Here is a 25,299-nt window from a genome sequence, read left to right as displayed (position 1 = left end):
GGGTAAAAGTGAACGGCCATGCATGAATTACATAGGTTAAATTCAAGCCCTGTCTGGGTTTGTCGCTTTTAGAGAATTCTGATGATGCTGAGAAATGTGACGATTGTAAGGTTGGCACAAATCGATTAAGCTTCGTTTGAACGCTGGAGTGCGACTTACTAGAGACGAGGAGTGATTGTCAATGGCAACGGAAATTAATTTGCGCAAGGTATTAATAATGGGTCTTATCGCAGCTGTCTTGATTGCTTTATTCGGAGCTTTACCTGCCAGAAAGGCTTTTGCAGGCACACAAGCAAGCTTTTATGTGGAATTTACTAGTGGGCTGGATACAAATGCGGGTACGCTTGCAGCACCTTTTAAAACGATAGAAAAAGCGAGAGCGGCAGTTGATTTAATCAATGACAGCATGACAGGCGATATTTATATTTACCTTCGCGGAGGCACACATCCTTTAACAAGCTCCGTTTTATTCGATTCAAGTGACTCAGGTACCAATGGTTATAAGGTTTATTATAAGCAATATGCTTCCGAAGTGCCCATCGTGTCGGGTGGGGAGAATTTGAGCGGCAGTTGGACTTTATATGATGCTCCGAAGAATATATACCGAAGAAGTGTTACGGCCGGCCTTGAGTTCCGTCAGCTGTATGTAAATGATCTACAGACTACGAGGGCACGCATTCCAAATATCACAAACGCCGATACCTTGGGGCCTTATTACCAGACTGTTGGTTATGTGCCTGTGACTACACCTTCGCCATCACCTGCTCCTGCAGATAGAATCGATGGGAAATATAAAATTAATAAAGCTGAGATAGCTGCCTGGGCTAACCCCACGCAGGTGGAAATGGTGGTTCAACCGCATTGGTATCATAACAATTTAAGAATTGCAGCCTACACAACCGATGCAACTTATGCTTATGTAACCTTTCAAGCGTCAGAAAAAGCGCTGGCTTTTAAGAAAGATGACAGCTTCTTTGTCGGCAATGCTTACTATTTCGAGAATGCTTATGAGCTTCTGGATGCAGAGGGCGAATGGTATTTAAATACGGTCACCGATTACCTTTATTACAAACCGCGTACGGGTGAGAATATGGCTACTGTATCGGTTGTTGCTCCTAAAGTAGAAGTATTGTTTGACCTCTTGGGAACTTCCGGAGCTAATATCCACGATATTGAGTTCAGCGGAATTACCTTTAAGCATTCCAACTGGAATAACCCGAGCTCAGCCGGTCTGGTAGCGACGCAAGGCCTTCAGCCATTGCCCTTTGATACAGCCACTGGATATGCATCCGTATCTCCGGCAATGGTCAGAGCTTCCTACGCAAACCATCTTCGCTTTATTAACAACAGCTTTAAATTTGCCGGAGCCAATGGGCTGCAGTTTTTCAAAGGTGTCGGCGAGAGCCAAATTGTGGGGAATACGCTTACTTATATTGCCGGCAATGCGATAAATCTCGATGGGTTCAGTAAGAAGAATCCTACTGCAGTCGAGCAAACTAAGAATATTCTGGTGGGTAATAATACGATTTCGCGGTATGGGCAGGTATATACGAACGGGATAGGGATTCTTGCGGGCTTCGTCAGAGACACCATTATTGAGCATAACGATATTAGCTATGGCCCTTATATGGGGATGCAGGTAGGAAATCAAGCATTTGCCAATATTGAGGTTGGGATGAGCAATAACAAGATCCGTTACAATGAGGTTCATCATGTAATGCAGAATCACGATGATGGCGGAGGAATTTATACGTTATCTAGACAAATCAATACGGCCATATTTGAGAACTACATTCATGATATTGTAAAAAGCACCTGGGCGATGAGCTTTGAGGTAGCCGCGATTTATCTCGATAATTACAGTGAATTTATTACAGCTGAGCATAACGTGTTTGCAAATGTTAATAAGGGTGAGCATTTTAATCCAGGCGGACACACTCAGAACCTAACTTGGATAAACAATGGAACTTCGGATGCGTCTGTGATAAGCAATGCAGGGGTAATAGCAGGTTACACAGAACCAGGCGCAGTGTATGAATTTGAAAACGAGTATATCCCATATACTCCATCCGGAGCCAGTGCAAGCGTTCAAAATCAGTTAGATGGAGCAAGCAGTGCGCAGTGGGTATTGCTAAGCGCAGACGGAGTGGGAGACTACATTGATTTCACTTTGCCGAATGTTGCAGCAGGAGCGTATACAATAAAGCTAGTATATAAGCAGCTTGCCAGCAGAGGTCAAATGCAGACAGAAAGTCCAGCTGGTACAAGCTTTGGAGATACTCTTGATATGTATGGTTCACCAGGCGGTTACAACGTCTATACAGTAGGGAGTAAGCTTTATGATACAACCGGCGATAAAATACTGAGGTTTAAGGTTACGGGTAAGAACGCGTCAGCTTCGAGTTACAACTTGTCCTTTGACAAGATTATATTGGAGTTGAGTGTGCTGGATCAAAACTTTAATTCAATGACAACAGGTCTTGCACCAACAGACTGGACAACTGCTGCTAATGGAGGGACTCTAACCGTTGAGGCGATGCCAACCGCATTGGATAAAAGCTTGAAGGCTTATAAAACAGCAGCCAGTGCAGCATCAATGACAGCATACAAGAATTTTACTGCCAACTTGACATTGGGAACTATTGAAACCAGATCACGAGCAGAGCAAACCAATGCTACAAGCTACGTAATCTTAACCAAGGATAGCAGTGATGCTTCAGCCTTTCAGATAGCCTTTGGGAACAATGGATTTATACAATATAGAAACAGCAGCGGATGGCAAAATACTACTATTAGCTATGCGGCAGGTACTTGGTATGACTTTAAAATTGTATTCGATACAAATACAGACACTTATAATTTCTATGTAAATCAAACTTTGTACGCCACCGGAGTAAGCTTTATGGTGAATACAAGTAATATTGCTAAAACCGGAGTAGGAATCTACCAAACTGATCTCGGAACAGCTTACTTTGATAATATCAAAGCATATTGATCCAACGGCAAGATGGAATCCCGCCGATGCACAGTAATCAAACATACTAACGGGAGGGGTAGCTATGCATCAAATATCGGAAAAAGAGTATTTGCAATTGATTGGACCTTGGATTCTGGATGCGAAGAAATGGTTGTATCATTGTCCGGATCGTCCGAATCTGGTTTGCTATGGTACAGGTTACAATGATTGGGGTGTGCAGACACATCAGAAAGCATTAGCGGCATTTGCTGTTTGGGGAACCGCCTCCGATGTGGATCCCGTTGCCATGCGCATGGATCAGGAAGAAATACGCTCGCTTGCTCTGTCGATGCTGCGATTCAATCTAGCCTCGCATCAAACGGGGGATTATCACTGTCTGGATGGAAGCAAGTGGGGCCACACATGGATTAGTGCGCTTGGAATTGAACGCATGATGCACGGTGTAGAAGCACTTAGGGAATATATGAGCGCTGAGGATCTGGTTCAGCTGGAAGCTTTGCTTCTATCGGAAGCGGATTGGCTGTTGGATAACTATAGTGTTGTCGCCGGACTTATTGATATGCTGGATGGCAAAAGCCGCAATAAGCCAGAAAGCAATCTGTGGAACGGTGCGCTGCTGCACCGCACGGCTATGCTGTTTCCACAAGCTAAGCGAGTGGAAGAATACTTGGAGAAGGGGACTCATTTTCTCTTAAATGGCATCTCGGTACCAGACGATGCACAATCGGGACGAATATATGCGGGACGGCCGCTTTCCGAATGGCACGCAGGAGCAAACTTTTTTGAATCGTATGCTCTCCATCATCACAGCTATTTAAATGTTGGTTATATGGTTATTTGTCTGTCTAATATTGCCATGCTGCATTTTGCTTATCGTTCTAGGGACAAGAGTGCACCCGAAGCCTTGTATCATCACGCCGCGGATCTATGGACCATATTGAAACAAATGATATTTCCCGATGGCCGCTTGCTTCGGATTGGCGGCGATACCCGGGTGCCTTATTGTTATTGTCAGGATTACGCGATACCAATGTGGCTGTTTGTGGAGGACTACTTAAAAGAGGATTGCTCGCAAATGGAAGCAGGCTGGTTGGCTCAAGTGAGTGAAGAAGTGAAATCGAACGGGGATGGATCGTTTTTATCCCGTCGTTTGAATCGGCTGGCGGAACGCTCTCCTGTGTATTACACACGATTGGAGTCTGATCGGGCAGTGTCTTTGTCGATGGCCGCATCCTGGAAAAGTCTAATGGGTGAGCGGCAGAAACAGGAGATCATTAAGGATGAAAGTGAACATGGCGGGCAGTCGTTGCAACCAGCCTTTTGGCATGATGATTTCCATGGTGCCTCCCTTGTTCGCTCTGAACAGCGGATCGCATCATGGGTTTGGAAATCGGCAGAGAAGCCAACTGGCCTTTGTTTGCCACCGAAAGCCAGCAGCCTGGCGGAATGGCGATTCAATCTTGCTGGCTCCATCACCGGACTGGGAACGGTCAATAAGTCTGAAGTGACGCAGTTTTATGATTATGCTTTTCCTGGGGGATTCGCGACAATTGGTACATTGGCTGTAAAATCCGAGCGATTCGTAGCAGAAGGTGAATCTTCAGCGACGATTGCCGCTCATCATATCGCTTATGTGGCTTTGCCCGATGATAAGACGGTAGTCGTAATGCAATATGCAGTAGCTGTGAACAGAGCCTATATCCGGCAATTGCGCGGTTTGCATTTGCATGTTCCCAACGACGTTTATAACCAATATTCCCGTAAATATACGACGGATTCAAACATAATAGACAGGGACGGCCAATCAACAGAGGAGCGCTATGATGCGTTCGATTCGAACTGGTTGAATATCGACAATCAGATTGGCGTTGGCCGGGCGTATGGACCTAAGTTAGGACTGTATTGCCCTGGACAGAGCAATATTCATTTGAAGCAATATCCGTGGGTGGATCAATCCATGGATGTTGGATTGTTGAGAACGGATCAAATTGTCCAAGAATTTTCAAACACTCTTCAAGCAGTAGATGAAGGGCAAACGATACTCGACAATGGATTTTTTATACTTGCGAACGCAGATTCTCAGCAAACTGCAATGGCTTCTGCGAGTTCGATTCAATCCAAGCTGCTCGTACAAGCATCATCAGAAGGAGTAAGGTGGATGACAGTGAATGGAGCCGATGGTCTACATTATGCAATCATTGCGAATTTCAGTGATAAGCCAGTCGAGTTCCAGATGTCGACTGGCAACGAGTTGAATAAATTGATCGGCTGCGATACTGCGGTTACATTACTGCCCACGAATGGGGATAGCACAACGCTTCGGTTGGATAAGAACCGAATTGCCGTGTATACATTTAAGCTTTAAATAGTAAGAAATCCACAATTGGAGGCTGTTACATGGCTGAGCAAATTGAAGAAGAGTCTTTCGCTATTGATATAGATCAAATGGAATTACCGCCAGCTGTTGCCGAGTATGGCAATGTTCATTTGCGTCCTGTTGATTCGAATCGCAGGTTAAAGCAATTGTTCTGGCTGGAGTTTGAATTATCGAGATTTGCTATGGGATGGGCACCGTGTTTCCCTGATTGGGATATAAAAGGTGAGCTTATGCGGCTGGCATACCTGCACACGATTCATATGAAAGCCTTGAAGGAGCGTATTGGTGAATTGGCTGGTGGTGGAATTAATGAGCGTGCTCGATCGCCTGTTAGCTTTCGCGAAGGATTTCAAAGCTTGTCGTTAGCTCCTGGATTGGCTGAATTTGCCTTTGCTTATCGGGCATTGGTTCAAGCTTTATTGGAAGCATACCGCAAGCTTGAATTTGAGATGGACCCTATTCTCGATGCACCTTCGTTAGATATTTTTCGCTTAATTGAAATGGATAGCCGAACTCATCTGGAGTGGCCGGAACGATTTATACGATTTGCCTACTCGGAACAGCCAACGCTGAATCAACGGTATACTAGCTGGACGCTGTACACCAATCAAGTAATCCTCACCATGCAACGGCACGCTGAGGATAAAGCTGTAAAATGGCCGACTCCTCTGGCAATCGAAGCAATAGGTCCTGTACCGGCAGTCGCAGCTCCTGATGTCAGATTTCCGCTTCATGACCCAAAGATTCATGGGGAAGCAAATCTGCTTAGAGATTCGAGCAGCCCGCTCAATGATAGTGTTAAGCAAATGATATATATCAATGCAACTGAAATGACTTCAGCGGAATCCATGGCCTATCTATACTATGGAGTACAAAACATGCCGATGGATTTCTATATTGATGTTGCCCGCCATACTTGGGATGAAGTAAGGCACAGCCAAATGGGGGTTCGCCGCTTGAAGCAGCTTGGTTTTCAGACGGAGCATTTTCTCTGGGCAGGAACACAAGCACTGACTTCGGATAATCTGCCGACTATTTTTCCGGAATTTTATGCAACATTGACTATGGTAGCCGAACCATGCTCATTCTTCAAAAAACGCAAATCCATCGATGCTTTCTGGAAATTCGGTGATGCGCTTTCTGCCGTCCAATCTGAATTTGATATATCAGATGAGCGTATGCATGTGGATTTTGGACAAAAGTGGGGAGCGAAGCTGTTTGAGCATATGGAGGATTTTGAGACGGCTAAATCGGTACAGGAAAAAGTCCGCGCCCAAAGGCTGCGTAATGTAGGGGTACAAGAAACAGAAATTGAGCAGCTGCTGAAAAATTTTCCTTCCTTATGCGGTTTCACAACCAAAGAACTCGTATATGATCAATATTGAGTGTGGAAGAAAGGGAAATCACTATTATGGCATTTGGTATATTGGCGCATGCTTTAGGTAAACTGCCACTCAAGCAATTGACGGAGAAGCTGGGTAAATACGAACTGGATTTTGTACAATTGGCTTTATCCAAGGCGATAAGCGATATTGACCTGGGTTTAGGGAAGCTTAGCCCTGGATTGGCCAATCATATTGCAGAGCAGTTTGAGAGAAACAGCCTCCGTATTGGGGTGCTTGGTTGTTATATTAATCCGATTCATCCTGATCCGGTGCAAAGACGGTACGATATTGAGCGGTTTAAAGAGCATATACGTTTCGCTCGTCAATTTGGAACATCGATTGTCGCCACGGAAACAGGAGATTTGAATACCTACTTAACCCATGACTCATTAAGATACCGTGAGATTGGCTGGGACATCCTTAAAGCAACTATAGAAGAGCTGACGGAAGAGGCAGAGAAATGGGGAGTTTTTATCGGGCTTGAACCCGTTTACCGACATACTCTTTCATCATCTGAGAAAATGAAACAGCTTTTAGAGGAAATTCCATCGAACCATCTCGGTGTTGTATTTGATCCTTGTAATCTATTAGATCTGACAAATATAGGGCAGCAGGATAAAATTATTGCAGATGCTTTTGATAATTTTGGTGAACGCATTGTGCTGGCTCATTTGAAGGATGTGAATATTTCAGAGGATTCAGAAAGCCTGCAAGAGGTTCAAGCAGGCTCCGGCCAATTTAATATTACGGGTTTTTTAAGTAAATTGCACCAGCACAAACCATTCGTCGATATATCTATCGAGGGAGTTAATGAAACTAATCTTAAGGATGCATTGCGATATCTGAATAGCCTTTCTTACAAATGAGTGCCGTCGTTGGCGTTAAATAATAGTTTCTTTCGTCAAATAGTCAATTATCTAATTGACTATTTTTTGTTTGCCGATTTTGGTTTCCGTATAAGGGAAGTGAGGTATGACTTTCAAGTGAGGGCCTTTAAAGGACTATCTCGGTTCTTTAGCGAATGTATCATTGCAGAAGTATATTACCCAAAACAGCCATTGGCAGAAGGAGAATATTTATGCATAGAATGCTTATTGTCGACGATAATTTATGGGATCAAGAAGGTATAGCAGGGATGTTGGATTGGGGAAATATGGACATTGAAATAGTGGGCATTTGTTCGAACGGAAAAGAAGGGCTGGAGCAAGCTCGAATTCTAAACCCTGATCTTATTCTTAGTGATATCACCATGCCGATTATGGATGGCATAGAAATGGCAGACAAAGTCAGGCAATTCTATCCCGAAGTGAAAATCATCCTAATGAGTTGCCATGATGAGTTTGATTTTGCGCGTGCCGCTGTGCGTCTGGATGTGCAGGATTACGTGTTAAAACCAATCGTTGCGGAATATCTTGAAAGCGCTATTAAAAAGGCATTAAACAAACATGATTTCGAACGTTCGTTGAAAAAGGAAAAGGAAATGATGCTGGAGCAATTAAATCAATCCTTGCCGTCCTTTCAGGAGCAGTTTCTCCGAGAGCTATTATTTGGTTATTACCATGAAGCAGATGAAATAAGAAGAAGATTTGGTTTTTTGAAAATGGAGATTAGCAGAGACTGCAATATCTACTTGGTATCTGTTGTTTTAGGCGAATATGAGAAGATAAGATTCGATGTGGAGACGGACGATGAATATTTTACTGCTTATACCGTAAAGAGAATATTGCAGAAATGCAACAATGAGCACTTTTCGATGAATATGCTGCAAATCTCCAACAAAGAATTTGTATTGTTATTAACCGACAATGCAACGTCTCCTAGGCAGTCTACTGGAGATTTTTCTGATCTGATCATCGCATCGCGGGATGAAATTAGCAGCTTATTGAATCTGAAGATCAGGATTGGGATCAGCCAGAGCTCACAAGATTTATCGGATGTACCCAAGCTTTACCAGCAGTCGGTTCGCGCAGCAAAAACCAAGTTTTATAAGGACGGTAACGATATCGTACTGTTCGCGGAAATTGAGCATCTACAGAGCAGGATCTTTGAAAAATCCATAGATATTGAAGTGTTGTACAATGAGGTCGAGGCTTTGATCGGAGATGGAAATGAAGACTCTATTGAAGCCTTTTTTGTTAAATACTTTGGCTCATCAACTGTGAATTACAGCGAAAATTATGTGAAAAGCTTAGCTTTTTCGATTGCAAATATAGCACAGCTCATTCTCATAGAGGCGAATCAATCCTCCAAGATTTTATTCAATGAGAATCAAATATTATGGGAAAGACTATCCGAATTTTCAGAAATGAACGATGTTAAGATGTGGATCCGGAATATATTGAAATCGGTTAATGAACATTTATACAGCACTAACCCTTCACATGTTAAAGTGGCAGATGAAATCAAAGCCATTATTAAAAACAAGTATCATGAACAAATAACCGCGGGTGATATCGCCAAAAGCGTTTATTTAAGTGTTGTGCATGCTAACAATGTTTTCAAAGGCTTGACTGGTAAAACCATATTCGAATATCTTACGGAATATCGGATTGACTGGGCTAAAAAAATGCTCAAAGATCCATCCAGCCGTATATATATTGTTGCCGAAAAGGTTGGATATTCTAATAAATCTTATTTTTGCTTATTATTCAAAAAAATTACTGGCTTGACTCCTGGAGAATATAAGAACAAACCTCACTTATAATTGGAGATAGGAGTGGAAGCTTTATGAAAAAAAGAACCGAAGCAAGAATGAGAAAACCAAAGATATCCCTGCAGTACAGCCAAAAAATTGCACTGATCATTTTTTTATTTACGCTAATTCCGTTATTGGCACTGGGATCCTTTTATTTGGTAAAAACATGGAATACCAAAGTGGCCGAAATCATCGACTCCAATAAAACTCAGCTAGGCATTGGAGTGAATGCGATTCATGATCTATTTAAGGAAAATACGAATAAAATTGTTTATGTGATGAGCAATACCCGGTTAAATGGGGTTTTATCAACTAGGCATGAAGAAGAAATTGAGACGGTCTGGACGAATTACAATGTGATGAATGATGTTTTTAGCGCTTTGGAGATGGGTAGCTCGCAAAAGAGTGTTTTGGTCTACTCATTCAATAAATTGGTTTACGAAGGCGAATATATTAGAAGCGGCGAGCGGCTTGATGGAAATTTAAAAACAGAAATTCTGGATGCTAAGGAGAATTCGGTGATTTGGAAGTACAGAAAGGATAGTGACGGCAGTAGAGCAAAATCAGAGGATCTGATCCTATACAAAAAAATCATGTCTATTGATAATCCGTTGGCTATCGTTGAAGTAAGAATCCCTATTGCTAATATCACTGCGCCTTTACAGTTCGCCCTTCCCCAAGAAGGGTTTATTTTATATGTCACAGACGACGGTGCAGATCCTGCTAATCGTATAGTTGTCAACAGCAATCAGCTAAAATCAGAAAAGATTTCGGCTGTTTCGGAGCAGTATTTCAAAAATAACCAAAGTAATGGTTATTATACAATTGACTTGGAGTTTAAAGAGAATGGCCACCGAGTTCTGCTATTTCTGCCTAAACGAGAAGTACTTGCGAATATGAAAAGCTTTGTGATCCAAGCCTTTATTATCATTTTGTTTTTGCTCATTATTATTATACTAGTTGTGAAGATGGTTTCGAAAATGATAACCAAGCGGTTATCCCGTTTATTGAAAGAAATGGATGTGGAAGGCTTGATCAACGGTGAGCAGCTGCTTCCTGTAGATATAAGCGGCAATGACGAATTTGCTAAAATCGCCAGCAGGTTCAATAAACTAATACTCAGAATTACAGAGTATTACCGGACATTAACAGAGTATGAGGTGGAGAAAAAGACACTGGAAATGGACCTCCTGCAAGCATGTATAAACCCTCATTTTCTTTATAATACTTTATCAGCGTTAAAATGGGCTTACCCAGACAAAAAACTAGGCCTAGTTATCGACTCCATGGTGAAATATTATCGGATTGTGCTTAGCAAAGGAGATAAAATTTTTACGATTTCCCGAGAGATTGACGGTTTACATGAATATATGACGATACAAAAATTTGCTTACAAGGCGGAGTTTACCTTTACATTCGAGATCGATGAAACAGTTCGGGATTTTTTAATCGTCAAAAATCTGCTCCAACCGATTGTTGAAAATGCACTTTTGCATGGCATTAACGGAATGAAATCAAAGGGATTTATTGCTATTAAAGGTAGACTTGTTGACGAGAATATTGTCTTTGAAATTTCTGATAATGGATTGGGTATGGAGGAAGACAAAAGCAGGAATATCCTTATCGGAAATTTGACGAATTCTTACAGCGGCTATGGGATGAAGAATGTGCAGAAGCGGATCGAAACGTATTATGGCAAGGGATTTGGCTTGAGCATTGCAAGTGAAATCAATCAAGGAACAACGATTACGGTGACCATTCCGGCTGAAAAGATTTTATAATATTGTTATGTTTTTTTATAAATGGAGTCTTTGATGCTTTAGAAAGGGAGTGTATCATAATAAACAATAAGCCAAACAAATAAGACAGTTAAGGAGCGGGTTCATCTAATGAAAGTTCAAGCAGCAAACAATAAAGCTGTAAAAAAACAAACTTCAATTGTGCAGAAATTAAAAAAAGATTGGCTTATCTATTTGTTGCTTTTACCGGCTCTGCTGATCACACTCGTTTTCTGCTACTTTCCACTGCCTGGTATCCTGATTACATTTCAAGAGTACGATATATTTTTGGGTCCAATTCATAGTCCATGGATAGGGTTTGATAATATTAAAGCGATCTTCGAGCTGCCAGATATCACGAAAGCGCTATCGAACACAGTGGTCCTTTTTTTTATTTCCTTAATTGTTGGATTTCCAGTTCCGATTATTCTGGCACTTCTACTGAATGAAGTAAAGCTAAAGCTTTTTAAACGAACTGTGCAAACGCTTACTTATCTGCCGCACTTTTTATCCTGGATTTCCGTTATCGGGATTGCTTATACCATGTATTCCATGTACGGGCCAATCAATGACATGAGAGTTTCCATGCTTGGTTCTGATGCGGAAAGGATTTTATTTATGGCTAAGCAGGGATTTTTTATCCCGAATATCCTTATGCTCAGCTTATGGAAGGAAATGGGCTGGGGCACAATTATTTATTTGGCTGCTATTTCGGGAATAAATCCTGAATTGTATGAAGCGGCCGGAATTGATGGCGCCGGCAAGTTTCAACAAGCTATGCGGATTACCATTCCAGGCATTATGCCTACTGCGATGATCCTATTGATCCTTAGCATGAGCGGATTGTTAAACAGCAATTTTGAATTGGTTTTTGGACTGCAGAATTCTTTTATTGATTATGATGTGTTGTCCACACTTGTATATAAATTCGGAATCCAGCAGGCACATTATTCATTGGCTACGGCAGTAGGATTTATTCAAGGTGTAGTTGCTTTTGTTTTATTAATTGTAGTGAATTTTATCACGAAAAAAATAAGCTCGATTTCGATATGGTGAGGGAGGATTATTCATGAAATATTCAACCCCTGGCTATCGAATTTTTACAATCTTTAATATATCGTTCATGGCGCTACTGGGTCTGATTACGGTTTTTCCCTATTTGAACGTGATGGCAATGGCTTTCAATGAGAGTCGCGATACTGCTTTGGGAGGAATAACCGTATTCCCGAGGGAACCGACCTTGTATAATTTCAAAGTCATTTTATCAAATTCAGCTATTTCCCAAGCTGCAATCATTTCGGTTTTACGGGTTGTAGCCGGAACGATATTATCTTTAATTGTCCAAGTATCTGCGGCATATGCGTTTACAAAAAGGAGTTTATGGGGAAGAAACGCGTTGCTTTTATTTCTGATCCTTCCGATGTTCTTTAATGGAGGCATTATCCCGCAATATTTGTTATTTTCCAAGCTGCATTTGTTGAATCATTTTCTGATCTACATTCTGCCGGGTGCTTTTGTTTTCTATAATATGCTAATCATTAGAACCTATATGTACACCATACCGGAGAGTTTATTGGAATCAGCAAAGATTGACGGGGCAAATGAAATAACGGTATTAAGACGGATTATCCTGCCGCTTTCCATGCCGATCATTGCAACCATTACATTGTGGACAGCTGTGCTTAATTGGAATGATTGGATTACGACTTTATTCTTCATCACTAAACCTAAGCTATATACTTTGCAATTTATAATGATGCAGATGGTTAGAGAAAATGATTTAATTGCCTCCTTAATTGAAGAGGCCATCAAGCATGGCCAGGTGACCAAAATTAAACTGACAACAACGCCTGAAGCGATTAAGTCAGCCCAAGTTATCATTACGACGATTCCGATCATTCTGGTTTATCCGTTTCTGCAAAAATATTTTATCCAAGGTGTTTTGATTGGTGCTGTAAAGGATTAGTCGGCAAGGGTAATACAATTACCAAAAAAATGAAGGGGATGAGCAAATTGAATAAAAAGCTTAAGTCAGTCATGTCAATGCTTGTTGTAATGATCTTAGTTTTATCCGTTTTTGCCGGATGTACGAACTCAGACAAAGAAGCTTCAAGTCCAAGCATAAGTCCAGCCTCAACAGCAAATGCAAGTACAGAACCTGCATCTGTTGAAGCAACTCCTGCGGAAGCGACACCTGTGGCAGCAAATGAGACGAATGATATTAATGCTCATCCTTGGATTGATAATCCGGATGCAGATACGTCGGATCTTCCTACATGGACGGGAAAACAGCTGAAGCTGACTTACTGGCAGGCTGAGGGAACCGGCGGATTGGGAAAGAAGAAGTCAGCAAATGATGTCGTTACTCCTGAGGTTCAACGGGTCACTGGCGTTACGATCGATGAAGACAATTCGATTGACAATGGCGGACAATCCTGGGATATCAAGCTTAGCCAGCTAACGGCTGCCAACGATTACCCCGATATGGTTTGGAATGCGCAGGATCTTAAAAAACTGGTGGATGCCAATAAGCTCTATGACTTGACAGAGCTAATCCCCAAATATGCACCCAATCTGCAGAAAATGTACGATACTTTTCTAAAACCTACAGAAATGTACAAGAAATATTCGTTGCCTTTTGGTATCTATGAGAATTTGTATGCAGATACAGACCACGACCCTTCTGTAGACCTGGCTAAGTACAGCGTATTCAATCCGCCTGTCGACTCTCTTGGTTATATATGGGTAAGAGATGACGTTATTAAAAAGCTGTATCCAAGCGCCAAATCAGAAAAAGAAATTCAAGATATGTACGTGCAAAAAGGTGCTTTTACAAAGGAAGAAATCCTGGATGTTCCTATTAATAGCTCTGATGACTTTATAAAAATGCTTTATAACATCAAGGACTTGCAGTTGAAGGAAGGCAATAAACCGGTTTCCCCATTTTTCGTATCGACCGGAACGGATAACTGGCCTTTAATGGCTGTGATGATGGCCATTCTGGAAGGACGGATGGATACCGATTACTATACTTATTTTGACAAGAAGGATCAGAAGCTCGCCTATCTGTTCAAACAACCGGCTTTCCGCGAAGACGTTAAATTGATGAATAAGCTTGTGATTGATGGTGTTGCTTCGAAGGAAGGTTTGCTCGATCCCAACGAAGTATTCAATGAAAAGCTGAAGAACGGTCTGTATGCGGTAACCTATGCATGGATGACACCGGATAATGCCGGGCTTGAGGCAGCAGGTAAACCATACAAGTATCGAAAGGTTTATCTGAATATCCCGCAAAAAACAGATGAGTTCCTAAGATATAAATCTAACGTAGGTTCTCGAAGCGGCCTTTATATCTTTAAGGACAGCGTTGCACCTGAGGATCTTCCGCAAATTTTACGCTGGTATGATTACATGGTCTCCCAATCCGCTGAGAAGCTGAGAAGCTGGGGTCCTAAGAGCGCAGGCTTGTTCGACGAAGTGAGCGGCAGCAGAGTATTTAAAGACAAGGAGCTAGCCGACAATATGGTCTATCAAACACAAAACGGTAAAGCACTGCAATATAATTTGGGGGATTCAACAACGATTACCGCGCCAACCGGGGGCTTGATGGTAACCTTTATGAATCAGAATAAAAGTAAATTCCACCCAGCGGTAACCTACGATAGATCCGTTAGAACTCCAGCAGGAGCGGATCAAGCCTTCTCCATTGGCTTTACCGATCCTGCGATAAAAGTATTAGCGAACTCGCCTAACATTTGGGTATTTGGAGAAGTGCCTAGCTTACAGAAAGCCTTTGCCGCAAAGAAAGCATTGGAGGATCCGCTTACCAAAACGTTGACTGCTGGTTCCGCGGCCCAATTTGACAAGCTTTACGATGATTTCCTCAAATCGGCTGATAAAGCAGGGTTTACCGATGCAGCATTGGCAGAAGGGGATAAATATTTTAGAGAGCATAATGTTGGCGGTGATGGTGTGGACTACATGCCTAATATTAAATAAGTGAAGGTCTGACTTGTGTTTATTCAAGTAAGCACTTGCGAGTCTACAAACAAAAGCAGCCCTGAAAAGGCTGCTTTTTGTGCAAATAATCCGAGGATGCGGAGCAGATACAGTAAGTGGTTGCTGCTGCACACCTTTAAGCCAACGGTGGGGGGATTTTGTAATATGAAAAAATTAAAAGTAGGCTTGGTTGGGATTGGCAGAGGAACTGCCTATGGGAGATTATTCGCAGGAAATAACAAAACTATAGTGACGGCACTATGTGATACTCATTCGGAAAGCCTGGAGAGCTGCGGTAGACAATTTGGATTACATGACAACCAGCTTTTTGATAACTATGATGACTTAGTGAATAGTGATGCTGATATCATCGTCATTGGTACTCCTATTCCTGTCCATGCAGATCAGGCTATTAAGGCATTGGAGTGCAACAAGCATGTGCTGTGCGAAGTGACAGCGGCCAACACCCTTCAAGATTGTGAGAGGCTATTCTATGCTGTACAAAGATCAAAAGGGAAATATATGCTTGCAGAAAACTGTAATTACATGCATTTCGCATTAGAATGGAACAAGCTAATTAAACAAGGAAATCTTGGAAACATCTACTACGCTGAAGCAGATTATGTTCATGAAATAAGAATTGCTGTGGAGGGACAATGGAGAGCTCAGCGAGCGCCTCTACATTATTGTTCCCATAGTCTGGGGCCACTGCTTCTGTGGATGGATGACTATATAGTAAAAGCTACGGGCTCGGGAAAAGCGACCTCCATTATGGGGGATATCGGTGTAGGCGCTATCGACATGCAGGTTGCATTGTTCGAAACTAACAAGGGTGCAACGATTAAAGTTTTGAGAAGCTCAGTTGCTACTAGGCAACCGGAGCTTTGCGCTTACAGCGTTTATGGTACTAAAGGGTTTTTGGAAACGGGACGTACGGGGTATGACAATATCGGTTTGAGATATTTTGAAGGTTTGGACGAAAAGACAGGGAAAAAGATAGCTGTTAGTTCATCTAATCCTGATGCTCCTAAAGACAGTGGGTTAGGAGGTCACGGTACTTCTGAGTTTTTTCTCGTCAAAGATTTTATAAATGCCATAGAAAATGATGTGCCTCCGGCCATTGACATCGTGAAAGCCTTGGATATGACTATACCTGGGCTGATAGCTCATGAATCGGCTGTTAAAGGCAACATATGGCTTGATGTCCCTAGGTTCATATGATTTTGAGTCGCGCTTAAGAATTCCGGTTTCGGTGATAATTCAGGCTGAAAAGACTTTATAATACTGTTATCTTTTTTTATAAATGGAGTCTTTGTTGCTTTGGAAAGGGAGTGTATCATATTAAAATATAAGCCGGTAAATAAGTCAGATTATCTGATTTCCGGCTCCGATTATCCACGCATTCCTGCTGAATGAAGTAAAGCAAAAGCTTTTTAAGTGAATTGTGAAAACGCTTACTTTTCCGTCGCATTTTATGCCAATCATTGCAACCATCATGTTGAGTCCATGGGTGTAACACTTAACAAAGTGATTAATATACCAAGAAAATGAAGGGGATGAGCAAATTGAATAAAAAGCTTAAGTCAGTCATGTCAATGCTTGTTGTAATGATCTTAGTTTTATCCGTTTTTGCCGGATGTTCGAATTCAGACAAAGAAGCTTCAAGTCCAAGCATAAGTCCAGCCTCAACAGCAAGTGCAAGTACAGAACCTGCATCTGTTGAAGCAACTCCTGCGGAAGCGACACCTGTGGCAGCAAATGAGACGAATGATATTAATGCTCATCCTTGGATTGATAATCCGGATGCAGATACGTCGGATCTTCCTACATGGACGGGAAAACAGCTGAAGCTGACTTACTGGCAGGCTGAGGGAACCGGCGGATTGGGAAAGAAGAAGTCAGCAAATGATGTCGTTACTCCTGAGGTTCAACGGGTCACTGGCGTTACGATCGATGAAGACAATTCAATTGACAATGGCGGACAATCCTGGGATATCAAGCTTAGCCAGCTAACGGCTGCCAACGATTACCCCGATATGGTTTGGAATGCGCAGGATCTTAAGAAACTGGTGGATGCCAATAAGCTCTATGACTTGACAGAGCTAATCCCCAAATATGCACCCAATCTGCAGAAAATGTACGATACTTTTCTAAAACCTACAGAAATGTACAAGAAATATTCGTTGCCCTTTGGGATCTATGAGAATTTGTATGCAGATACAGACCACGACCCTTCTGTAGACCTAGCTAAATATAGCGTATTCAATCCGCCTGTCGACTCTCTTGGTTATATATGGGTAAGGGATGACGTTATTAAAAAGCTGTACCCAAGCGCCAAATCAGAAAAAGAAATTCAAGATATGTATGTGCAAAAAGGTGCCTTTACAAAGGAAGAGATCCTGGATGTTCCCATTAATAGCTCCGATGACTTTATAAAAATGCTTTATAACATCAAGGACTTGCAGTTGAAGGAAGGCAATAAACCGGTTTCCCCGTTTTTCGTATCGACCGGAACGGATAACTGGCCTTTAATGGCTGTGATGATGGCCATTCTGGAAGGACGGATGGATACCGATTACTATACTTATTTCAACAAAAAGGATCAGAAGCTGGCTTATCTGTTCAAACAACCGGCTTTCCGCGAAGACGTTAAATTGATGAACAAGCTCGTGATTGATGGTGTTGCTTCGAAGGAAGGTTTGCTCGATCCTAACGAAGTATTCAATGAAAAGCTGAAGAACGGTCTGTATGCGGTAACCTATGCATGGATGACACCGGATAATGCCGGGCTTGAGGCAGCAGGTAAACCATACAAGTATCGAAAGGTTTATCTGAATATCCCGCAAAAAACAGATGAGTTCCTAAGATATAAATCTAACGTAGGTTCTCGAAGCGGCCTTTATATCTTTAAGGACAGCGTTGCACCTGAGGATCTTCCGCAAATTTTACGCTGGTATGATTACATGGTCTCCCAATCCGCTGAGAAGCTGAGAAGCTGGGGTCCTAAAAGCGCAGGCTTGTTCGACGAAGTGAGCGGCAGCAGAGTATTTAAAGACAAGGAGCTAGCCGACAATATGGTCTATCAAACACAAAACGGTAAAGCACTGCAATATAATTTGGGGGATTCAACAACGATTACAGCGCCAACCGGGGGCTTGATGGTAACCTTTATGAATCAGAATAAAAGTAAATTCCACCCAGCGGTAACCTACGACAGATCCGTTAGAACTCCAGCAGGAGCGGATCAAGCCTTCTCCATTGGCTTTACCGATCCAGCCCAAAAAGTATTAGCGAACTCGCCTAACATTTGGGTATTTGGAGAAGTGCCTAGCTTACAGAAAGCCTTTGCCGCAAAGAAAGCATTGGAGGATCCACTTACCAAAACGTTGACTGCTGGTTCCGCGGCTCAATTTGACAAGCTTTACGATGATTTCCTCAAATCGGCTGATAAAGCAGGGTTTACCGATGCAGCATTGGCAGAAGGGGACAAATACTTTAGAGAGCATAATGTTGGTGGTGATGGCGTGGACTATATGCCTAATATTAAATAAAGCAGGCTAGATCTTATCGCGACTTGTTGGTTGTTTGATAAATCAGGCATAAGGGCCAGAACGGAGGGAGCAGCTGGGTCTGTATGGGAATTCAACTTCCCATGCAGAACCTACTTGAATATAGATTTCTTTAGTAAAGAAACTTTGTGCGAATTTTAAAATTTAAAGGAGGATTAAGATGATGAACGCAATAAAGAAGATGATCTACATCCTGGTTTGTCTTTCGCTTATGTTTGGGATCCAGTACCAGATCAATATTCCTGTCGCTCAAGCAGCGACGCTTAATATTACGAGCTACGGTGCTACTGCAAACGACTCCTCGGATGATCGAACCGCTATCCAGAACGCGATCACTGCCGCTGTGTCGGGAGATACGGTTTATTTTCCGAATGGTACATTTAACATCACAAGCCCGATTGTCGCCAAAGCTGGTGTTAAGCTGCTTGGGCAAAGCCAGAGCGGTGCCATCGTCAAGTTTACGGGCACCAGTGAGCCGAGTTACATCAGAAGGGATTCGAGCAGCAATGCCATTCAATCCTACGGAATGATTCATATTATCGGGATCTCCAACGTGGAAATCTCCTATCTGACCTTAAACGGGAACAACAATAATTATGCGGGAAACGGAATTTCCGCTGAAGGAAGTCTCGCTGGAACACCTAGCACAAACCTTAACATCCATCACGTTACTATTCAAAATCTGTCCTCTAATCTCGTCTTTGGGCCGATGGGTATCTCTTTTACTGGCTATAATCAGCCAACGGTCATTCCTGGAGTGACGGATAGCATGATCGCCGACAATACGGTCAGCAGCATAAACACGAGCAGTGCATGGGGCGCCGGCATCCGGGTATCATGGGGATCCTCGAGAAATTCCATCTTGCGGAATACGGTATCCAATACGGGGCGGGGCGGTATATTTTGCAATAACGGCTCGGAGGATACTGTGATCAGGAGTAACACAGTAACTGGATCGGGCGGCGAAGGACTCGGCATTGAAGTCTGGAATGGTTGCAACCGCGCGATCATCGAAGATAACGTAATCGATCACTGGCTTAGTGTAGCCCAAAGCGACTATGTGGCCGTTAGAAGAAACGTCGTAAGCGATAAGAGCGGCATCTATAAATTTCTCGGCATTGAATTCGCCGATGCGACTCATGGGGTATTTACCGATAACTTGGTCGATGGCGGAGCGGAAATCGGCTTCTCCATTTCAGGAGATGAAGTGAAAAACTATGCCTACATCGGACATAACACTTTTAATCATAGCAGCTTGTTCGGGGCACAAATCCAAGGAGATCTAGGAGGCGCCTCGAAGCTGTATTTCTATAAAACTGACTTTATCAACACGCAAATCGGAATTGAGCCTCCGCCTTATAATACGATAGACGGCAATGGGCTTCGGTTTAACGGGAACGTAACCGATGTCACCTTTGATAATTCCAGTGTGAGCAATAACCAAAGAGAAGGTGTACTCCTATACGGGTCGAACGTCGATCGCTTAACCTTCAAGAATAGTCAATTTACGGGCAACACAAGTGTTGCGTTTGGATCTTACAGCGGATATTCCGCGTTTGGCTTTACTGGTAATACCGTGAGTGGAAACGGAAGCAACACAACGCCTTCAGCCGTAAGCTTCGGCAACATAGAGCCGACTGCAGTTATCAGCAGCGCCAGCTCGGGCAGCGTTGGCCAATCCATTAGCTTTTCCAGCTCATCAACGGATTCGGATGGAACCATATCGCATGTGCTGTGGGATTTCGGTGATGGAGCCCCAACTAGCAGCTCTAGCACTTCACATACGTATAGCCAGCCCGGTTCTTATCGTGTCACGTTGACCGTTTGGGATAACGGAGGGAGAGGCGCGATCAAGGAAAGTACGATCGTGATCAGTTCGCTAACTACGGTAGTGGACGATTTGAACGACTGGACAAAGACATACAGCCATACCTCCAATCTTACTTTTGATACGATCAACACAACCTATTTCGGTGGAGATGCATCACGGGCGGCGAGAAACGGCACGTCGACGAATGAGGAAGTGGTGTGGAATCGAACAGGGATGACATCCTTCGAGGCAGTCGGATTCTTCTGCGGATGCGAGGCGGTATCGCATTATAGTTTCTATACATCAGCCAACGGCTCCAGTTGGACGTCCGTTACGCCGACGACAACAGGGGGCACGGGAGATTGGCTCAAATATACGTATACGCTGAGCAATCTATCTGGCGTTAATTATGTCAAGATCAGATGGAACCATACGAGCGGCAGCTCTTGGACTCCTCAGCTCAGCAAAGTCACTTATACGTATCCCACTCCAACAGTCGTGGACGATTTGAACGATTGGACGAAGACATATAGCCATACTTCTAATCTTACTTTTGATACGATCAATTCGATTTACTTCAGTGGAGATACATCGCGAGCAGCGAGAAACGGCACTTCCACAAACGAGGAAGTGGTGTGGAATCGGACGGGGATGACGTCGTTCGAAGCTGTCGGATTCTATTGCGGTTGCGAAGCGATATCGCATTACAGCTTCTATACTTCAGCCAATGGCTCCAGTTGGACGGCCGTCACACCGACAACAACCGGAGGAACGGGAGATTGGCTTAAATACAAGTATACATTGAGTAGTCTTACAGGGGTTAATTACGTCAAGATCAGATGGAACCATACGGGTGGTAGCTCTTGGACGCCTCAGCTTAGCAAAGTCACTTATACGTATTGACTCTTGAAACTCAAAATCTATTCACGAGGAGGAGCTATATAAGATGAAAAGGATTAACAAGTCTCTTATGTTCTTAATATGCCTATTGGTTATTTGCACGTTTCAATTCCAATACAATGTTCCTGTAGCAGATGCTGCCACCGTTAATGTAACCATTTATGGGGCTAACGGTGCTGACGGCAATGACGATACGACGGCTATCCAGAATGCGGTAAACGCGGCAGCATCCGGAGATAATGTATATTTACCGGCAGGTACTTATTATATCAGTTCAGCTATTACGCTTAAATCGAATATCAAGTTAAGCGGTGCCAGCAAGACAACAGCAATCATTAAATTCAACGGCACGCTGCAATCGATCAGAAGCATGCTCTACTTAAGCGGCATAAACAATGTTGAAATCTCAGAGCTTACCATCGACGGGAATAGCGATCCGGATGTTCATAACGGGATCGAGGGCAATAACGGAAGCGGCTTTAACATCCATAATATGGTTTTCAAAAATTTTACGGCTTCTGGAGTATATGGACCGTTCGCTGTATGGTTCCAGGGGAATACCGACTATACGCACGGAGTTACGTATTCCACGGTTGCCGACAATTCGTTCACCAATATCGGGGTGACCTCGGACTGGGGTTCGGGAATTCGAATGGGCTGGGGCTCCAGTCATAACCAAGTTCTGCGAAATACGATATCGAACACAGGAAGAGGCGGTATTTTCGCTCATGATGGCTCTACGGATTCGATAATTCGCAACAATACAATTAACGGATCCGGGATGAGCATAGAAGGATTGAGTATTGAAGTCTGGGGCAACTGTATCAACACAATAATTGAGGATAATGTTGTGGATCATTGGATCAGCGTAGCGTCAGAATCTAATTATACTTCCATACGCCGCAATACGATCAGCGATCACGATGACATCAAGTTTCTCGGACTTGAGATCGCTCAGGCAAGCCATACGGTATCCACCGACAATTATTTAGACGATGGACAACAAATCGGGATTTCAATTTCCGGCGAAAGTGCCGAACAGTACAATTATTTTGCCTATAATACAGTAGTTAACATGGTGGAATGGGCGACTCAATTCCAAGGAGATACGAACGGAGAACAATACCATTATTTTTACAAGAATAAGTTTAATAACACGCAGAACAGCAATTCAGGGGCTATATATCCAGCCGATGACGGGTATGGCCTTCGCATTAATGGCAACACAACTTACTTTAATTTCGACAGTAACGAGATTAAGAATAATGGCTCAGACGGGATTTACATTACGCCGCTCGGAATTGCTCCAGTTGATAAAATCAGCTTCGTGAACAATACGATCACAGGAAACGTAGGTAAATCAATTAACCAGTATCCTGCAGTTTCTGCTGATTTGGAATGGAGCGGCAATACCGTGAGCGGGAATGGAACGAATACGCAATTAACCTCCAGAGGCTTCAGCAACGTGAAACCGACGGCTAACTTTACAGCTGTAACGACGGCGACGGTCGGGCAATCGATCAGCTTTACGAATACATCTACGGATACCGGCGGATCAATTGCACATTCGTTATGGGACTTTGGTGACGGTATTCCCACGAGTACGACTAGCCCGTCGTACACTTACTCAAAGCCCGGAACCTATCGTGTCACTCTTGTCGTATGGGATAACGGGGGAAGAGGCGCGATTAAGGAAAGCACGATCGTAATCAGTTCGACGACAACTGTTGTGGACGATTTGAACGACTGGACGAAGACATATAGCCATACCTCTAATCTTACGTTTGATACGATCAACACAACTTACTTCGGTGGAGATACTTCGCGAGCGGCGAGAAATGGCACGTCGACGAATGAGGAAGTGGTGTGGAATCGAACAGGGATGACATCCTTCGAGGCAGTCGGATTCTTCTGCGGATGCGAGGCAGTATCGCATTACAGCTTCTATACATCGGCCAACGGCTCCAGTTGGACGTCCGTTACGCCGACAATAACCGGAGGAACGGGAGATTGGCTCAAGTATACGTATACACTGAGCAATCTAACGGGCGTCAATTACGTCAAAATCAGATGGAACCATACGAGTGGAAGCTCTTGGACGCCTCAGCTCGGCAAAGTCACTTATACGTATCCGATTTCAACAGTCGTGGATGATTTGAATGATTGGACGAAGACGTATAGCCATACTTCCAATCTTACATTTGATACGATCAACACGACCTATTTCGGCGGTGATACATCGCGGGCGGCCAGAAACGGCACGTCCACTAATGAGGAAGTGGTGTGGAATCGGACGGGGATGACGTCGTTCGAAGCTGTCGGATTCTATTGCGGCTGCGAAGTGATATCGCATTACAGCTTCTATACTTCAGCTAATGGCTCCAGTTGGACGGCCGTAACGCCGACAATAACCGGAGGTACGGGAGATTGGCTTAAGTATACGTTTACTCTGAGCAGTTTATCGGGCGTTAATTACGTCAAGATCAGATGGAACCATACGAGCGGGAGCTCTTGGACACCTCAGCTTAGCAAAGTCACTTATACGTATTAGAGTAATGGATTTAATAAAAGGGGGAATATAGATATGTCATTGATGCCATACGATATGCGAAACGGCTTGACACCAAGGCGGCTTACGATTGCAATGTGGGATTATTCATGGTTAAAGGGGCATTATCCTGGAGGTTCCTTCGAAAATTACGGGCAGGCTGTAGATGAATTAGTCGAACGTAATTTCAATACAGTGCGCATCGATTGTTATCCGTTGACGATTGGATTATTGAATTCAGAAGAGGAAGAGGTCACTATACTCGGAGAACCATTAGCAAATTGGGGAGTATGCGACGTCGACCGCAAGCATTCCATTGTTCGAGAGCTTGTTGAATTTATGCAGGCGTGCAAGGATAGAGGGGTTTATGTCATTCTATCGACATGGAATGACCGCTGCAAAGAACATCCCGATTTGCACCAGCATTACGCTAGTGATCGTGCTGCATTCCGCGTTGCTTGGGGTCGGACATTGGATATTCTAGGAAGCCGCGGTTTGTTAGAGCACGTTCTCTATGTTGATTTGGATCAGGAGTTTCCTTATTTCTCGCCTTATGCAGATGAAATGAACAAGCTGGCAGTGAACGGGAACACAAGTCAGGCATCCGGCGGAAATTTAGCAGATAACATGGAAGCGGCGGTAAACCAGCAGGGGGGAACGAACAAGCTAATCTGGACATCGGAACAGCTGGTATACGTGGATGAGCTGCATAAGGAAATGCTTCAACACTTCCAACGTAAATATCCATATCTCCGGTTTACTTATTCGCTGACCTCGTTCTGGAAAGAAGTGAGGACAGCAGGAAATCGCAGTTACGATGTGCTCGAGCTGCATATGTTCATGCAAAGCGCATTGCAAAGCGAACGTCTTGAATCGCGGATTGGATTTAACGATATTGTGAAAGATCGTGGGGACCACGATTACTCTGATTATCAGCGGCGAATCGATGATGCGTTTCGGGTGATGCGCCCAATGTTTATGCAGGAAATGCATAACCGGCTATCGTTCGCAATGGAGTGGTCGGCAGAAATAGGTGCTCCGGTCACCACCTCGGAAGCATGGGGACCTTGGTGGCATATGGACCATCGGCATTTGTCATGGAGCTGGCTTCGCGATTGGTGTACCGAATGCAACGAACTGGCTGGCCGATATGGATTATGGGGAACGACACCTTGGAACTATGCCCATCCATACTGGGAAAATTGGCGTGATGTCTCCTGGTACAAGGAAGTAAACGGTGTATTCTTACGAAGCTGAAGCG

Annotated in this window: 14 protein-coding genes; all 14 read left to right on the top strand. The window is 43.4% G+C overall.

Annotated elements, in window-relative coordinates:
• The first annotated feature begins 181 nt into the window (after positions 1–181).
• The 14 genes from EHS13_RS27735 (at position 182) to EHS13_RS27670 (ending at position 25,295) form a co-directional block, all read left to right on the top strand.
• Positions 182–2,995: a right-handed parallel beta-helix repeat-containing protein gene (locus tag EHS13_RS27735; protein WP_155703495.1), complete on the top strand. Its 2,814-nt coding sequence runs from the start codon at positions 182–184 to the stop codon at positions 2,993–2,995.
• A gap of 64 nt (positions 2,996–3,059) precedes the next feature.
• Positions 3,060–5,342: a hypothetical protein gene (locus EHS13_RS27730; RefSeq protein ID WP_155703494.1), complete on the top strand. Its 2,283-nt coding sequence runs from the start codon at positions 3,060–3,062 to the stop codon at positions 5,340–5,342.
• 32 nt (positions 5,343–5,374) lie between these two features.
• The gene (locus EHS13_RS27725; RefSeq protein ID WP_155703493.1) at positions 5,375–6,739 is read left to right on the top strand and encodes a DUF455 family protein; all 1,365 of its coding nucleotides are present in this window, start codon (positions 5,375–5,377) and stop codon (positions 6,737–6,739) included.
• A 2-nt stretch (positions 6,740–6,741) separates the two neighbouring features.
• Positions 6,742–7,605, top strand: coding sequence for a sugar phosphate isomerase/epimerase family protein (locus tag EHS13_RS27720; protein ID WP_227014066.1), 864 nt, complete (start codon positions 6,742–6,744; stop codon positions 7,603–7,605).
• Between the two features lie 212 nt (positions 7,606–7,817).
• Complete coding sequence (locus EHS13_RS27715; RefSeq protein ID WP_162463285.1) at positions 7,818–9,443, top strand: response regulator; 1,626 nt, start codon at positions 7,818–7,820, stop codon at positions 9,441–9,443.
• A 23-nt stretch (positions 9,444–9,466) separates the two neighbouring features.
• A complete protein-coding gene (locus tag EHS13_RS27710) occupies positions 9,467–11,215 on the top strand; it encodes a sensor histidine kinase (protein ID WP_155703491.1) in 1,749 nt (582 codons plus the stop codon).
• Positions 11,216–11,323: 108 nt separating this feature from the next.
• Positions 11,324–12,268 (top strand): ABC transporter permease, encoded by a 945-nt coding sequence (locus tag EHS13_RS27705; protein ID WP_155703490.1) that lies wholly within the window; start codon positions 11,324–11,326, stop codon positions 12,266–12,268.
• Between the two features lie 13 nt (positions 12,269–12,281).
• The gene (locus tag EHS13_RS27700) at positions 12,282–13,178 is read left to right on the top strand and encodes a carbohydrate ABC transporter permease (RefSeq protein ID WP_155703489.1); all 897 of its coding nucleotides are present in this window, start codon (positions 12,282–12,284) and stop codon (positions 13,176–13,178) included.
• 47 nt (positions 13,179–13,225) lie between these two features.
• Positions 13,226–15,211, top strand: coding sequence for a type 2 periplasmic-binding domain-containing protein (locus EHS13_RS27695; protein WP_155703488.1), 1,986 nt, complete (start codon positions 13,226–13,228; stop codon positions 15,209–15,211).
• A gap of 165 nt (positions 15,212–15,376) precedes the next feature.
• Positions 15,377–16,432: a Gfo/Idh/MocA family protein gene (locus tag EHS13_RS27690; RefSeq protein ID WP_162463284.1), complete on the top strand. Its 1,056-nt coding sequence runs from the start codon at positions 15,377–15,379 to the stop codon at positions 16,430–16,432.
• Positions 16,433–16,776: 344 nt separating this feature from the next.
• The gene (locus EHS13_RS27685; RefSeq protein WP_155703486.1) at positions 16,777–18,762 is read left to right on the top strand and encodes a type 2 periplasmic-binding domain-containing protein; all 1,986 of its coding nucleotides are present in this window, start codon (positions 16,777–16,779) and stop codon (positions 18,760–18,762) included.
• Positions 18,763–18,940: 178 nt separating this feature from the next.
• Complete coding sequence (locus EHS13_RS27680) at positions 18,941–21,493, top strand: PKD domain-containing protein (RefSeq protein WP_155703485.1); 2,553 nt, start codon at positions 18,941–18,943, stop codon at positions 21,491–21,493.
• Between the two features lie 43 nt (positions 21,494–21,536).
• Positions 21,537–24,041: a glycosyl hydrolase family 28-related protein gene (locus EHS13_RS27675; RefSeq protein ID WP_155703484.1), complete on the top strand. Its 2,505-nt coding sequence runs from the start codon at positions 21,537–21,539 to the stop codon at positions 24,039–24,041.
• Positions 24,042–24,074: 33 nt separating this feature from the next.
• Positions 24,075–25,295 (top strand): cellulase-like family protein, encoded by a 1,221-nt coding sequence (locus tag EHS13_RS27670; RefSeq protein ID WP_155703483.1) that lies wholly within the window; start codon positions 24,075–24,077, stop codon positions 25,293–25,295.
• Positions 25,296–25,299: the final 4 nt, after the last annotated feature.

It is taken from the genome of Paenibacillus psychroresistens (assembly GCF_009728935.1).
In the GTDB taxonomy this organism is placed as follows: Bacteria; Bacillota; Bacilli; order Paenibacillales; family NBRC-103111; genus Paenibacillus_AC; species Paenibacillus_AC psychroresistens.
The sequence above is the reverse complement of the archived record's forward strand: the minus strand, read 5'-3'. Positions and strand labels throughout refer to the sequence as shown.

Excerpts from the sequence above, each read along its gene's own strand:
- EHS13_RS27735 (WP_155703495.1), top strand. The coding sequence starts at position 182 with ATGGCAACGGAAATTAATTTGCGCAAGGTATTAATAATGGGTCTTATC.
- EHS13_RS27730 (WP_155703494.1), top strand. The coding sequence starts at position 3,060 with ATGCATCAAATATCGGAAAAAGAGTATTTGCAATTGATTGGACCTTGG.
- EHS13_RS27725 (WP_155703493.1), top strand. The coding sequence starts at position 5,375 with ATGGCTGAGCAAATTGAAGAAGAGTCTTTCGCTATTGATATAGATCAA.
- EHS13_RS27715 (WP_162463285.1), top strand. The coding sequence starts at position 7,818 with ATGCATAGAATGCTTATTGTCGACGATAATTTATGGGATCAAGAAGGT.
- EHS13_RS27710 (WP_155703491.1), top strand. The coding sequence starts at position 9,467 with ATGAAAAAAAGAACCGAAGCAAGAATGAGAAAACCAAAGATATCCCTG.
- EHS13_RS27705 (WP_155703490.1), top strand. The coding sequence starts at position 11,324 with ATGAAAGTTCAAGCAGCAAACAATAAAGCTGTAAAAAAACAAACTTCA.
- EHS13_RS27700 (WP_155703489.1), top strand. The coding sequence starts at position 12,282 with ATGAAATATTCAACCCCTGGCTATCGAATTTTTACAATCTTTAATATA.
- EHS13_RS27690 (WP_162463284.1), top strand. The coding sequence starts at position 15,377 with ATGAAAAAATTAAAAGTAGGCTTGGTTGGGATTGGCAGAGGAACTGCC.
- EHS13_RS27680 (WP_155703485.1), top strand. The coding sequence starts at position 18,941 with ATGATGAACGCAATAAAGAAGATGATCTACATCCTGGTTTGTCTTTCG.
- EHS13_RS27675 (WP_155703484.1), top strand. The coding sequence starts at position 21,537 with ATGAAAAGGATTAACAAGTCTCTTATGTTCTTAATATGCCTATTGGTT.
- EHS13_RS27670 (WP_155703483.1), top strand. The coding sequence starts at position 24,075 with ATGTCATTGATGCCATACGATATGCGAAACGGCTTGACACCAAGGCGG.